The sequence below is a fragment of the Microbacterium sp. T32 genome (assembly GCF_001619615.1).
Taxonomy (GTDB): Bacteria; Actinomycetota; Actinomycetes; order Actinomycetales; family Microbacteriaceae; genus Microbacterium.
On record NZ_LQQP01000017.1, the window covers coordinates 15533 to 29211 of the forward strand.

Sequence of the window (13679 nt, forward strand, 5' to 3'; positions counted from 1 at the left end):
CGTGGACCACCGAGCGACCGTCGCGGTCGCGTACGACTGCCTGTTCCCGTACTCGACGGGCGGGGGCGAGCGACAGTACCGCGCGTTCGCCGAGGAGCTCGGTGCGCAGGGATTCGACGTCGACTATCTCACCGCCGTCCAATGGGACGGGACGGTGCCCCGGGAAGAAGGGTTCCGGATCGTGCCCGTGAGCGGGCGGCTCACCCTCTACTCGTCCGACGGGGTTCGACGCATCCCCGCCGCACTCACCTACGCGGCCGGGCTGTTCCGAGCGCTCCGCCGACGCCGGCGCCGGTACGACGCGGTCATCGTGAGCGGCCTACCGATCTTCAACGTCTTCGCGGCACGGCTGGCGCTGCTCGGCACGCGCACGCGGCTCGTCGTGGACTATCTCGAGGTGTGGCACCGCCGCCAGTGGGTGGAGTACTCGGGCGCGCTCACCGGGAACATCGCCTGGCTGCTCCAGCGAGCGGCGATCGCCGTCACTCCCCTGGCCACCTGCCATTCCCAGCTCAGCGCCACCCGCCTGCGCCGCGAGGGCCTGCGGCGTCCGCCACTGGTGAGCCCGGGGCTGATCGACGGTGCCGTCGAGACGGCGCCGACGGCGTCGGCATCCCGCCCTCCGTACGTCCTCTATGCGGGACGCCACATCCCCGACAAGCGCGTCGAGGCGCTGCCCGCCGCGGTGGCCGAGGCGCGGGCGACGATCCCCGACCTCCGGCTCGTGGTGCTCGGCTCGGGCCCCAGCACCGACCGGATCCGCGCCGAGGTGGAGCGCGTGGGCGGCGGGGAGTGGACCGACTTCCCCGGATTCGTGGCTGACGCCGACCTGGATTCCCTCATGCACCAGGCGCTCGCCCTGGCGAACCCCTCACGCCGCGAGGGGTACGGGCTCGTCGTGGTCGAGGCCAACGCGCACGGCACCCCCGTCGTGCTCGTCGCCGACGAAGGCAACGCCGCCACCGAACTCATCGACGACGGCGTCAACGGCGTCGTCGCCCCCACCACTTCGCCCACCGACCTCGCCCGAGCGATTCGAGCCGTCGCCGACGGCGGCGACGACCTGCGCCGCTCCGCCCGTGCCTGGTACGACGACGCCGTGGGCACCCGCACCATCCGACGCACCGTGGAAGGGATCGTCTCGGCGCTGCAGCTGCCGACCGGTTCCGCCCCGCGGAAGACGAAAGAAGACACGCCGTGACCACTCCCTCCCCCGTCGACGCCGTCGAGCTGACGATCCTCATGCCGTGCCTCAACGAGGCCGAGACCCTCGAGGTGTGCATCCGCAAGGCGCAGGGCTTCCTCGATCGCAGCGGCATCCGCGGCGAGGTCCTCATCTCCGACAACGGCAGCACGGACGGATCGCAGGCGATCGCCGAGCGCCTCGGCGCCCGCGTCTCGCACGCCCCGCGCCGCGGCTACGGCGCCGCGCTGATCAACGGCATCGACCAGGCTCGCGGCGAGTACGTGATCATGGCGGATGCCGACGACAGCTACGACTTCGAGCACCTCGAGCCGTTCGTCGACCGCCTCCGCGCGGGCGCGGACCTCGTCATGGGGAACCGCTTCCGCGGCGGGATCGAGCCGGGCGCCATGCCCCCCCTGCACAAGTACCTCGGCAACCCCGTGCTGTCGTTCATCGGTGAGCTGTTCTTCCGTCCCGGCATCCGCGACTTCCACTGCGGTCTCCGCGGCTTCAACCGTTCGCGCATCCGAGAACTCGACCTGCAGACCACCGGCATGGAGTTCGCCTCCGAGATGGTTGTGCGCGCCTCCCTCGCGCGCTACCGCATCGAGGAGGTGCCGACGACGCTCAAGAAGGACGGGCGGTCGCGTCCGCCGCACCTGCGCAGCTGGCACGACGGCTGGCGCCACCTGCGGTTCCTGCTGCTCTTCGCGCCGCGCTGGCTGTTCGTGTACCCGGGGCTCGTGGCGTTCTTCCTGGGCGCGATCGCGGTCGGAGTCCTCTCCTTCGGCGGGGTCAACATCGGGGGCGTCGGCTTCGACGTGACGACGATGGTGTACGCCAGCGCGCTGTGCGTGATCGGTTTCCAATCGCTGCTGTTCTTCTGGCTGACCAAGCTCTACGCGACGCAGGAGGGCTTCCTCCCCGCGAGCGAGAGATACCGCCGCATCGTGGCGAACTGGTCGGCCGAGCGCGGACTGCTCATCGGCCTCGGGCTGTTCCTGCTCGGCGTGATCATCGGCATCGTCCAGGTCGCGGTCTGGGGCAGCCTCGATTTCGGCGCGCAGAACGCGGCCCAGGCCGTCCGTATCGCGGTTCCCAGCGCCCTCCTGATCATCCTGGGGTTCCAGACCGTCATGATGAGCTTCTTCTCCGGCGTGCTCACCACGCCGCGGCGTGAGCAGCGCCCCGAAGCCGTCATCGAGAGCTGATGGCCGCCCGCCACGTCCTCGTCGACCTCCTCGGATTCACCGGCTCCCGGGGCGGCACCGAGACGTATGTCCGCGAGCTGCTGCCCCGCGTGGACGCCCTGCTGCCGGACGTGCGCTTCGCCGCGATCACCGGACGGACGGGGACCGCACGCGTCGGCGCGTTCTTCCCCGGCCGCGTGCACACCGTGCGCGCGGTGGGCGCGGACCCCGCGACGTGGGCCCTGGGTGCCGTGGCGGCGACCGACGCGATCGCCCGCCGCAATCGCGCTGATCTCGTGTGGGCGCCCGCGAACTTCGGTCCCGTCCTGCGCGGGGTCCCGCGCGTGGTCACCGTGCACGACGCGATCTACGACGAGGTGCCGGGCGGCCTCGCCGACCGCGCGCAGCGCGCGGTGACCTCGTGGCTCATGCGCCGCTCGGCGCGCACGGCGGATCGTGTCCTGACGGTGTCGCACTCCGCCGCGGAGAGCATTCGGCGGAACCTCGGCGTGGACCCCGCCCGCATCACCGTCGTCCACAACGGCAGCACGGCGCCGCGACCGGTCCCCGACCCGGCGGGGGTCCTGGCATCCCTCCCCCTCCCCTCGGGACGGCCCATCGTCCTCAGCGTCGGAAACCGGATGCCGCACAAGAACTTCCCCGGCCTGCTCGCCGCCGTCGCGGCCCTGCCTCGGTCCGAGCGCCCCGTGACGGTGATCGCCGGGTCGCGCCTGCCGGATCCGCTCGGCGACGAGGTCGCGCGACTCGGCCTCGAGCGCGACGTCGTGCTGCCCGGTTGGGTCAGCGACGACCAACTGGAGGCGCTCTTCCAGATCGCCGACCTCTACGTCTGCCCCTCCCTCGTCGAGGGGTTCGGTCTCCCCGTCGTCGACGCTCTCCGGCGTTCGGTCCCGGTCCTCGCCAACGACGTCCCCGTCCTGCGGGAGGTCGGCGGCGACGCCGCCCGGTACGCCGACGCGACGGATGCCACCGCCTTCGGCGCCGCCATCGCCGCGGCGCTTTCGAGCCCCCCGGATGCCGCCACCCGGGCGCAGGCGCGCGACTGGGCGTCGGGATTCACGTGGGACGAGGCCGCGGAGGCAACGGCTGCCGAGCTCGACCGCGTGCTGCGGTCGGGAGGACGACGGTGAGCGCCGCCCCCTCCCTCCACCGGCGCCTGCTGGGCTTCATGCTCCTGCCGGTCGTCGCGGCGCTGTCGCCGATCATCGCGCTGCCCGTCGTCACGCGGAACGCGGGCAGCGCCGGCTGGGGAAGCGCGATCTCCGGAGAGAACATCGGGACCTTCATCGCGATCGCGATCGGCTGGGGATGGACCACCATCGGCCCCGCCCTCATCTCGCTCGCGGCGGACGACGACGAACGCGCGCGGATCTACCGTGAGTCGCTGACGATCCGTCTGCTGATCTCGTTGATCGCCCTCCCCGCCCTCGTGGTGATCTGCTGGCTGATTGCCTCCCCGGGATACGAATGGCTCACCGTCCTGATGGGCGCCCAGGGGGCGCTCATCTCGCTGTCGTTCACGTGGTTCAGCGCCGGGGTGGGCGACCCGCGCACGATCGTGATCCTGGATGCCGTGCCCCGACTGCTCGCGAACCTCGCGGCCGCCGGACTCGTCCTGGTGACGGGGATCGTCGTGCTGTACCCCCTCGCGGGAATCCTGGTCACGGTCGTCAGTACGGCGATCTTCTCGGTGCGCCTCCTCCGACGGCATCCCGGGCCCTGGCCCGGTCGTCGGGACCTGCCACGATTGTTCAGGAGCACCCTCCCCGTGGCGCTCAACGACGCCGGGTTGAGCGGGTACTCGAGCGTTCCCGCGCCGGTGGTCAATGTCACCGCCTCGCACGCCGCGTCCGCGGGCTACGCCAGCTCGGACAAGCTGCTCAAGCTCGGCCAGTTCATCCCGATGACGCTCGCGAACGCCCTGCAGAGCTGGATCGGCGAGGCCCACGGATCCCACCGCGGACGCCGCATGGGCGTCGCGCTCCTGATCGCGACGGGCATCGGTCTCCTCGGCTGGGCGGGCCTGGCCCTGGTCGGTCCGTGGTTCACCGAGTTCTACTTCGGAGCGGATGCCGCGGCCCCGTTCGACGTCCTGCTCGCCACCGGCGTCGTGTTCTTCTTCTTCTCCGTGCGCACCATCGTCGCGCGGCTCATTCTTTTCCCCGCGGGACAGGCGGGCGCGGTCATGCGCACCACGCTGATCGCCACGGCGATCGGCATCCCGCTGATGATCGTGCTCGCACTCGCGTGGGGCCCGGTGGGTGCGGCCGTCGGGTACGCGTTCACCGAGGGTGCCGCCACCGTACTCCTCTCCCGCCGCTGCTTCCGCGTGCTCCGCGACCTGCGCCACGCTCCGGCGGAGGCTCCCGCATGACCACCGCCAGGTCGGTGTCCCCGGACACCGGCGAGAAAGGACGACCCGTGAAGGTCGCGATCAACGGACGATTCCTGCTCGCCGCGTACGGCGGAGTGCTCCGCTGCGCCACGGAGATCACGGAGCGCCTCGCGCGCATGCGCGACGACATCGTCCTGCTCGTCCCCCCGGGCGCCGTCGACCGCGTGCCCGAGGGCGTCCCGTTCGAGGTCGTCGGGCGCTCCAGCGGGCCGATCTGGGAGCAGATCGAACTCCCCCTCTGGCTGCGTCGACACGGCACCCCGCTCCTGGTGAACCCCGCGAACATCGCGCCCTTCGCCTACCGGCGCCAGATCTCGATCCAGCACGACATCGCCCCCGCGCTGCGCCCGCAGGACTTCACGTTCCTGTTCCGCGTGCAGTGGCACCTGTCGGTGCGGTGGGGCATGCTCCGCCGCGGACAGTCCCTCGTCACCAGCAGCCGCGCGTCCCGGGAGGAGATCGCCGCGCAGTTCGGCGTCGATCCGCAGCGGATCGAGGTCGTCCACCTCGGCGCCGACACGCTCCCGCTCCCCGGTGGCGAACCGGCCGCCGCGGAGGAGCGGGCGGTCTTCGTCACGTTCGGCCGGCACGGCGCCGCCAAGAACGCGCGGGCGGCCATCGACGCGCTGGCGGAGCTGCCCGCCGACGCGCCGATCGACGTGGAGTTCGTCGGCAAGCTGGACCCCGAACTCGCGCCCTACGCGGCCGCGCGGGGCATCGCCCCCGAGCGCATCCGCTGGCGCGGCATGGTCAGCGACGAGGAGCTCGCCGACGCCTTCTACCGCGCCACGGCCTTCGTGTGGCCCTCCCTGCACGAGGGCTTCGGCCTGCCGCCGCTCGAGGCCCAACGGCTCGGCGCCCCGGTCCTGGCATCCGACATCCCGATCAACCGCGAGATCCTCGGCGACTCCGCCCGGTACTTCCCGGCGACGGATGCCGCAGCCCTGGCATCCCTCTTCGTCGAGGTCTCCGATGATCCCGGCCTGCGGGCGGAGCTGTCGCGCCGGAGCCGCGTGAACGCGGAGGGCTTCACGTGGCAGCGGGCGGCCGATCGGTGGAACGCCCTGATCGACGCGCGTCTGGGCTGATTCCGCGTCGCCGGGCTCGGCGGGGCAGAATCGAAGGGTGAACATCGGCTTCGTCGTGACGACCCTGGGGCGCCTCGACCCCCTCCGTGCCCTCCTCACATCGTTGGACGGTCAGCTCCGGGACGGCGACCACGTGGTCCTCGTCGCGCAGGGAGCGCAGGACGACGTGGCGTCCCTGGCGGCCGAGTTCGCCGCGCGCGGCGTTCCGGTGACCGCGACCACCTCGGGCCGCGGCGCCTCGCTCGGTCGCAACACCGGGGTCGCGGCCCTCCCCGCCGGTGAGGCGGTCGTCACCTTCCCGAACGACAACACCACGTACCCGCCGGGCACGGTCGACGCGCTGCACGCCGCCGTCGACGACTCCGCCTTCCTCGCCGGGGGCTTCACGTCCTGGGACGAGCGCGGGCCGAAGACGACGCTCCCGGGTCCGGGCACGCCGCTCGACAAGTACAACGTGTGGGCCGTGATCGAGATGGGCATCCTGATGCGTCGCTCCCTCTTCGACGCCGTCGGCGGCTTCGACGAGAACCTCGGCCCGGGGTCCGCGACCCCGTGGCAGGTGGCCGAGGGCACGGATCTGCTGCTGCGGGCGATGGCGCACGAGCCGCGCCTGCTGAAGGAGTTCCGCTGGCTCCCCGCGGACGTGCACGTCGACGGCATCTCCACCGGGTTCGGCCTGTCGGATGCCGAGCGCCGGCGGAAGCTCCGTGCCTACGGACGCGGGACCGGACGCGCCTTCGCCGTGCACGGATACCCGATGTGGTGGCGCGCGGCCTTCGTCGGCGCAGGGCTCTTGTACGGCGTGCGCAACCCGAAGCCCATCACCGTGGCAGACGGCTGGCCGATGTTCCTCGGCCGACTGGAGGGAACCCTCGGGCGCACGTTCGGTCAGGCGCGCATGGTGTCGACGACCCGCTGAGGCCGGGCGCTCGGGAGCCCGCTGGTAGGCTACGGAAGTGTCTTCGAGAGTTCTGATCACCGGCGGTGCCGGCTTCATCGGGTCCCATCTTTCCGAGCGTCTGCTCGACGAGGGCCACGAGGTCATCTGCGTCGACAACTTCTTCACCGGGTCGCGCCGCAACGTCGAGCACCTCTTCGCGAACCCGCGCTTCGAGCTGATGCGCCACGACGTGACGTTCCCGCTCTACGTCGAGGTCGACCAGATCTACAACCTCGCCTGCCCCGCCTCCCCCGTGCACTACCAGCACGACCCGGTGCAGACCACCAAGACGAGCGTCATGGGCGCGATCAACATGCTGGGCCTGGCCAAGCGCCTGCGCGTGCCGATCCTGCAGGCCTCGACGTCCGAGGTGTACGGCGACCCCGCCGTGCACCCGCAGACCGAGGACTACTGGGGCAACGTCAACCCCATCGGCACCCGGTCCTGCTACGACGAGGGCAAGCGCGCTGCCGAGACGCTGTTCTTCGACTACCGGCGCCAGCACGACCTCTCCATCAAGGTCATCCGCATCTTCAACACGTACGGCCCGCGCATGCACCCCAACGACGGACGCGTGGTGTCGAACTTCATCGTCCAGGCGCTCCGTGGCGAGCCGATCACGATCTACGGTGACGGATCCCAGACGCGCTCGTTCTGCTTCGTCGACGATCTCGTCGACGGCATGGTGCGCCTCATGAACACGGGCCACGACGTGACCGGCCCCGTCAACGTCGGGAACCCGGGCGAGTTCACGATGCTCGAGCTGGCCAACGCGGTCCTCGAGATCACGGGCAGCTCGTCCACCATCGAGCACCGTCCCCTCCCCCAGGACGACCCGAAGCAGCGGCAGCCCAACATCGATCTGGCCCGCCGCGAGCTCGGCTGGGAGCCCACGATCGCGCTCCGCCAGGGCCTCGAGCAGACGATCGACTACTTCCGCAGCGTGCTGTCCGACTGACGGTCCGCGTCGCCGCTGGGCCGCGCGACTCGCGCTCGTCGCCGCGGCGTAGCCGTCGGACGGCGCACGTGGGGCCGGGGACGCTTCCTCGCACCCCTGCCCGGCGACCCCGCCCGGCAGCGAGGGTACCCTCTCAGGCGACGGCGTCGTCGGAACGCGATTCCTGACTCACCGTAGCGATCGCGTGCACCATACCCGACTGACGGAACTCGCTCGGGACGAAGAACATAGTCCCCTGGAACAACAGCGACCACGGGGTGTCCCACGCGTCGGCGATCTCACAGTTGATGAAGTATTGCCCGCCCGCGAGAGGCAATGAAGCGATCTCGTACCGGACGGTCGTGGATCCCGCTTGCGCCGGCTGGTGTGTGACGCCCATGCGCCGTGTCCCCGTGCCGAACACCTGCTGGCCTTGGGGCGTCTCGATGCTGATGCTCGAGTTCCACTCGCCCACGGACGCCCCGAACTCGACGTCCAGTTCGACGGACACAGCGGCACCCGACTGGATCGTCTCAGCGATGTTGCCGTGCGAGTCCAGGACTCGCACCGCCTTGACCTTGGCGGGAGCAGCCGTGACTGCCTTGATGACGCCGCTCTCCGCAGCGTCTTCTTCCGCGCGCACCTCGCGGCGCCGTCCCTCGAGTATCTCGCGATGGATTTTCGTCGCCTCGCCGACGGACCCGGTGAATGCCACTTCGCCGTGGCTGAGCACCACCGCCACGTCGCAGACCTCCGCGACCTGCTCGGGCGAGTGCGAGACCAGGATAATGGTGCGCCCCTCACGCTGGAATTGACGGATCTTGTCCATGCACTTGCGTTGGAAGACCTCGTCACCGACGGCGAGCACCTCGTCGACGAGGAGGATGTCCGGGTCCGTGTGGATGGCCACGGAGAAGGCCAGACGCACATACATACCGGAGGAGTAGAACTTCACCTGAGTGTCGATGAATTCGCTGATCTCCGAGAAGGCGACGATGCTGTCGAAGCGTGCGTCCGTCTCTTCTCTCGACATTCCGAGGATGGCCGCGTTCAGGTAGATGTTGTCGCGGCCCGTCAGGTCGGGGTGGAATCCCGCACCGAGTTCGAGCAGCGCGGCCAAACGTCCGCGACGGAGGATCCGACCCTCGCTGGGATCGATGATCCCGCCGATGAGCTTGAGCAACGTGCTCTTTCCCGAGCCGTTACTCCCCATCAGGCCGATGGAGCTCCCGGCGCGGATGGCGAAAGACACCTCCTTGAGCGCATCGAAGCGCTCTTCGTGCACGCGACCCTGCCGACCGAGGGTGACGACGCGCTCCTTGAGGGAGTTGTCCTTCCGAATGGTGAACGACTTCGAGACTCGATCGACCACCACCACCTCGGGCAGTTCTGTCGATGTGACGTTGTCCGTGCTCATAATCAAAGCTCCTGCGCGAAATTGCCCTGGAGGCGGGCGAACACCCGCTGACACACCCACAGCAGCAGGACGCCCACCAGGCCCGCGATGGCCATGCGCATCGCCATGTTCGGGGGGAAATCGTTGGGGGTCGCCGCCGTCCAGAATGCCCGGTGGAAACCGAGGACTGCCAACGTGAGCGGGTTATTGGTGTAGACCTCGAGGAGCCACGCGGGGAGGTTGTAGCGGGTCATCACGTCGTTCACCATGTTCCAGCCGTAAACGATGGGAGCCGCCCACAGCGACAGCATCAGCACGATCTGCGTCAGATACTGCACGTCCCGCAAGTAGACATTGAGCGCCGAGAGGAGGATGCCGAACGACCCCGCGAAGAGCACGACCAAGAGAATCGACGGAACGGCGTACAGCACCTCCCATCCGAGCGGAGGCGCTCCGAGAACGAAACACGCGACGATGAGGACGATCAGCTGCACACCCGATGTGAAGAGCGCCGAGCCGACGCTCGCGAGCGGAAAGATCTCGCGTGGGACGTAGACCTTCTTGACCAGTCCGCTGTTCGCCACGATCGAGCCTGTCGACGCCGACAGCGTCTCGGAGTAGAGCGCGTAGATCGTCAAGCCCGAGAAGACGTAGATGGCGAAGTCGGGTAGCCCGCGAGCGGCTCCGAGGATCTGCCCCATGACCAGGTAGTAGACACCGAGCTGGACGATGGGGTTGATGAGTGTCCAGAGCAGGCCCAGCGCACTGTCCTTGTAGCGGGCCTTGATGTCGCGTCGGACGAGCAGTGCGAGCAACTGACGGTGGGAGAAGACCGCACGGAACGAGCTCCATGTGCCGAGGAACGATGTCCCGCCGCCGCCCGTCTGGAGGAGGGGTTCGCGAGAGAGCCGCTCGAAGCGCGCCGTGGCACTGTCCGTCAAAGTGATACTCAGGCTTTCGGTCACTCGGGATGTGAAGAGCCATCAGTATACGGTCGCACTCTGATAGGCCCCCGAGCACCGCGGCGGGAGCCGTTCGCCGCACCTTCACCCGTGTGCACCGGTCGTGGTCCGGACGAATCGATGTGACAAGATCGCCGTGTGAAAGGCATCATTCTCGCCGGCGGCTCAGGGACGCGGCTGCATCCGATCACGCTCGGAGTCTCCAAGCAGCTCATCCCGGTCTACGACAAGCCGATGGTCTACTACCCGCTCTCGACGCTCATCCTCGCCGGGATCCGAGACATTCTCGTCATCACGACCCCGCACGACGCCCCCTTCTTCGAGCGGCTGCTCGGAGACGGAAGCCGGTTCGGAGTCAGTCTGACGTTCGCCCAACAGCCTGCCCCCGACGGTTTGGCGCAGGCATTCACGATCGGCGCCGACTTCATCGGCGGAGACAAGGTCGCCCTCGTCCTCGGCGACAACCTCCTCTACGGACCGGGCCTCGGTTCACAGCTCAAGCGTTTCGAGGACGTCGACGGCGGAGCGATCTTCGCCTATTGGGTCGCTGAGCCGAGCGCGTACGGGGTCGTCGAGTTCGACCCCTCCGGTCGTGTCCTGTCCCTCGAGGAGAAGCCGGCCCACCCGAAGAGCAACTACGCGGTCCCGGGTCTCTACTTCTACGACAACGACGTCGTCGAGATCGCCAAGGGCCTCGCTCCGTCGGCGCGCGGTGAGTACGAGATCACTGACGTCAACCGCGCGTACCTCGAGTCCGGCAAGCTTCTCGTCGAAGTCCTCCCCCGAGGCACAGCCTGGCTCGACACGGGCACTTTCGACCAGATGACCGACGCGGGCGACTACGTCCGCACGATGGAACGACGCACCGGCATGCGCATCGGCGTGCCCGAAGAGGTCGCCTGGCGCCAGGGATTCCTGACGGACGACGAGTTGCGCCAACGTGCGGAGCCCCTGGTCAAGTCGGGGTACGGCGCGTACCTCCTCGATGTACTGAAACGAGGTCGATGAAATGGATCTGCTCGTCACCGGCGGCGCCGGCTTCATCGGATCCAATTTCGTTCACCACGTCATCTCCCACACGGACCACCGGGTGACGGTGCTCGACAAGCTCACCTACGCAGGGAATCGTGCTTCCCTAGCGGCCCTACCCACCGACCGTGTGGCCTTCGTCGAGGGCGACATCGCCGACGCGGCGCTCGTCGACCGGCTGGTCTCCGAATCGGATGCCGTCGTTCACTACGCCGCCGAGTCACACAACGACAACTCGCTGCACGACCCGCGGCCGTTCCTCGACACGAACATCGTCGGGACCTACACGCTGCTGGAAGCGGCGCGAAGGCACGACCGCCGGTTCCACCACATCTCCACGGACGAGGTATACGGCGACCTGGCTCTCGATGACCCCGCCCGTTTCACGGAAAGCACTCCCTACAACCCGTCGTCGCCGTATTCCTCGACCAAGGCAGGATCGGACCTCCTCGTGCGCGCGTGGGTCCGGTCGTTCGGCGTCAGGGCCACGATCTCCAACTGCTCCAACAACTACGGGCCGTATCAGCACGTCGAGAAGTTCATCCCCCGGCAGATCACGAATGTGATCCGCGGTATACGTCCGAAGCTCTACGGCGCAGGCGAGAACGTCCGCGATTGGATTCACGCCGACGACCACTCCTCTGCCGTCCTCACCATTCTGGATAGGGGCGAGATCGGCGAGACATATCTCATCGGAGCGGACGGGGAGAGGAACAACAAGGAGGTCGTGGAGCTGATCCTGCAGATCATGGGACAGCCGATCGACGCCTATGACCATGTCGCAGACCGCGCGGGCCACGACCTGCGGTACGCGATCGACTCGACGAAGTTGCGCACGGAACTCGGTTGGGCACCGTCCTACGGCGATTTCGAGTCGGGGATCGCCGCGACGATCCAGTGGTATCGCGACAACGAGGAATGGTGGGCGCCCGCGAAAGACGGGACGGAAGCCTTCTACGCGAGCAAGGGACAGTGATGGCGGCCGAGTTCGGAAAGCGCCTTGCCCTCACGCCCACCCCCATCCCCGGCCTGATCGTCGTCGACCTCCCGGTCCACGGGGATCGTCGCGGATGGTTCAAGGAGAACTGGCAGCGCGAGAAGCTGGGAGCCCTCGGCCTGGCCGACTTCGGCCCGGTCCAGAACAACATCTCGTTCAACGATGCGGCGGGCACGACGCGCGGCATACACGCCGAGCCGTGGGACAAGTGGGTCTCCGTCGCTACCGGCAGGATCTTCGGCGCTTGGGTCGACCTGCGCGAAGGTTCGACCTTCGGCACTGTGTTCACCGCGGAGATCGACCCCTCTCGCGCCATCTTCGTGCCACGCGGGGTCGGCAACGCCTATCAAACCCTCGAGCCCGACACCGCCTACACGTATCTGGTCAACGACCACTGGTCGCCCGACGCCGAATACTCCTTCCTCAATCTCGCCGACGAGACCGTTGCGATCCCATGGCCCGTGCCCCTCTCGGAGGCGGAGATCTCGGACAAGGATCGCCACCACCCACGGTTGACCGAGGCAGTTCCGGTGACCCCGCGGAAGGTTCTCGTCGTCGGCGCCGGTGGACAGGTGGGACGAGCGCTGCGAGCCGAGTACGCCGGTGATCAGTCCATCGAGTTCACGACTCGTGCGGAGCTGGATCTGACGATGCCCTTCTCCGACTCGCGACGGTGGCGGGACTACGGCACGATCATCAACGCCTCGGCGTACACGGACGTCGATGGAGCCGAGAAGCCCGAAGGTCGCGTCGCCGCGTGGGCTGCCAACGTCACCGGAACCGCCGCGCTCGCGAAGGTCGCGGCCGAGAACAACATCACGCTGGTACACATCTCGAGTGATTACGTGTTCGACGGGTCGATCGACCGCGGGTACACCGAGGATGACGCCGTTTCTCCGTTGAGCGTCTACGGGCAGACCAAGGCCGCCGGCGACGCGGTCGTCTCGACCGTACCCCGGCACTACATCATCCGGACGTCCTGGGTGATCGGCGAGGGCGCCAACTTCGTCCGAACCATGGTCGCTCTCGCCGAACGCGGAGTGGACCCGCGGGTCGTGGACGACCAGATCGGTCGGCTCACCTTCACTTCAGACATCGCCCGCGGCATCCGGCATCTGCTCACCACGGGCGCGGAGTACGGCGTCTACAACCTGACGGGCTCCGGACGACCTCAATCGTGGGCTGAGGTCGCGCGCGCGGTTTTCGCACTCACGGGGCACGACCCCTCGCGGATCACGCCGGTCTCGACCGAAGAGTATTTCGCGGCGGCGGCGGCCGCCGTCGCGCCCCGTCCGCGCAACAGTGTCCTAGAGCTTGGCAAGATTGAGGCCACCGGATTCCGTCCTACGGCGACCGCCGACTCCCTGGCGCGTCTCCTCTCGAGCTGAGAGCCTGCAGGCCTCTTCGCTCCCGACACGTAGGCGGTCGGGGCACAAACCCATTCATTCCTTGGAGATCCTCAATGACAACTCCCCGCCGCGCACTGGTCACAGGCATCACGGGCCAGGACGGAGGGCACCTTGCCGAGCTTCTGCACG

General features: G+C 68.5%; 12 protein-coding genes. 10 read left to right on the plus strand and 2 right to left on the minus strand.

The features are described from left to right. The first annotated feature begins 1 nt into the window (after position 1). The 7 genes from AVW09_RS17710 to AVW09_RS11225 are packed head-to-tail and all read left to right on the plus strand — an operon-like array spanning position 2 to position 7778. Positions 2-1201: a glycosyltransferase family 4 protein gene (locus AVW09_RS17710; protein ID WP_197462615.1), complete on the plus strand. Its 1200-nt coding sequence runs from the start codon at positions 2-4 to the stop codon at positions 1199-1201. Then, complete coding sequence (locus AVW09_RS11200) at positions 1198-2397, plus strand: glycosyltransferase family 2 protein (protein ID WP_231901824.1); 1200 nt, start codon at positions 1198-1200, stop codon at positions 2395-2397. Before AVW09_RS17710 ends, AVW09_RS11200 begins: the two co-directional genes overlap by 4 nt. After that, positions 2397-3527, plus strand: coding sequence for a glycosyltransferase family 4 protein (locus tag AVW09_RS11205; protein ID WP_063258158.1), 1131 nt, complete (start codon positions 2397-2399; stop codon positions 3525-3527). The genes AVW09_RS11200 and AVW09_RS11205 overlap by 1 nt, the downstream gene beginning before the upstream one ends. Beyond that, on the plus strand, positions 3524-4771 hold the full coding sequence (locus AVW09_RS17965) for a lipopolysaccharide biosynthesis protein (protein WP_063258159.1): 1248 nt from the start codon (positions 3524-3526) through the stop codon (positions 4769-4771). Before AVW09_RS11205 ends, AVW09_RS17965 begins: the two co-directional genes overlap by 4 nt. Next, positions 4768-5880, plus strand: a complete 1113-nt coding sequence (locus AVW09_RS17970; protein WP_063258160.1) for a glycosyltransferase family 4 protein — start codon at positions 4768-4770, stop codon at positions 5878-5880. The genes AVW09_RS17965 and AVW09_RS17970 overlap by 4 nt, the downstream gene beginning before the upstream one ends. Positions 5881-5917: 37 nt before the next feature. Continuing rightward, positions 5918-6799, plus strand: a complete 882-nt coding sequence (locus AVW09_RS11220) for a glycosyltransferase family 2 protein (RefSeq protein WP_063258161.1) — start codon at positions 5918-5920, stop codon at positions 6797-6799. A 37-nt stretch (positions 6800-6836) separates the two neighbouring features. After that, a complete protein-coding gene (locus AVW09_RS11225) occupies positions 6837-7778 on the plus strand; it encodes a UDP-glucuronic acid decarboxylase family protein (protein WP_063258162.1) in 942 nt (313 codons plus the stop codon). Between the two features lie 133 nt (positions 7779-7911). On the opposite strand, the gene AVW09_RS11230 is transcribed toward AVW09_RS11225, so the two are convergent. After that, the gene (locus tag AVW09_RS11230; RefSeq protein ID WP_063258163.1) at positions 7912-9174 is read right to left on the minus strand and encodes an ABC transporter ATP-binding protein; all 1263 of its coding nucleotides are present in this window, start codon (positions 9172-9174) and stop codon (positions 7912-7914) included. A gap of 2 nt (positions 9175-9176) precedes the next feature. Beyond that, positions 9177-10094, minus strand: a complete 918-nt coding sequence (locus tag AVW09_RS11235; protein WP_063258164.1) for an ABC transporter permease — start codon at positions 10092-10094, stop codon at positions 9177-9179. A gap of 159 nt (positions 10095-10253) precedes the next feature. On the opposite strand from AVW09_RS11235, the gene rfbA reads away from it, so the two are divergent. The 3 genes from rfbA to rfbD are packed head-to-tail and all read left to right on the plus strand — an operon-like array spanning position 10254 to position 13529. After that, positions 10254-11123: a glucose-1-phosphate thymidylyltransferase RfbA gene (rfbA, locus tag AVW09_RS11240; RefSeq protein WP_063258165.1), complete on the plus strand. Its 870-nt coding sequence runs from the start codon at positions 10254-10256 to the stop codon at positions 11121-11123. Between the two features lies 1 nt (position 11124). Next, positions 11125-12120 (plus strand): dTDP-glucose 4,6-dehydratase, encoded by a 996-nt coding sequence (gene rfbB, locus AVW09_RS11245; protein WP_063258166.1) that lies wholly within the window; start codon positions 11125-11127, stop codon positions 12118-12120. Then, on the plus strand, positions 12120-13529 hold the full coding sequence (gene rfbD, locus AVW09_RS11250) for a dTDP-4-dehydrorhamnose reductase (RefSeq protein ID WP_063258167.1): 1410 nt from the start codon (positions 12120-12122) through the stop codon (positions 13527-13529). Before rfbB ends, rfbD begins: the two co-directional genes overlap by 1 nt. Positions 13530-13679: the final 150 nt, after the last annotated feature.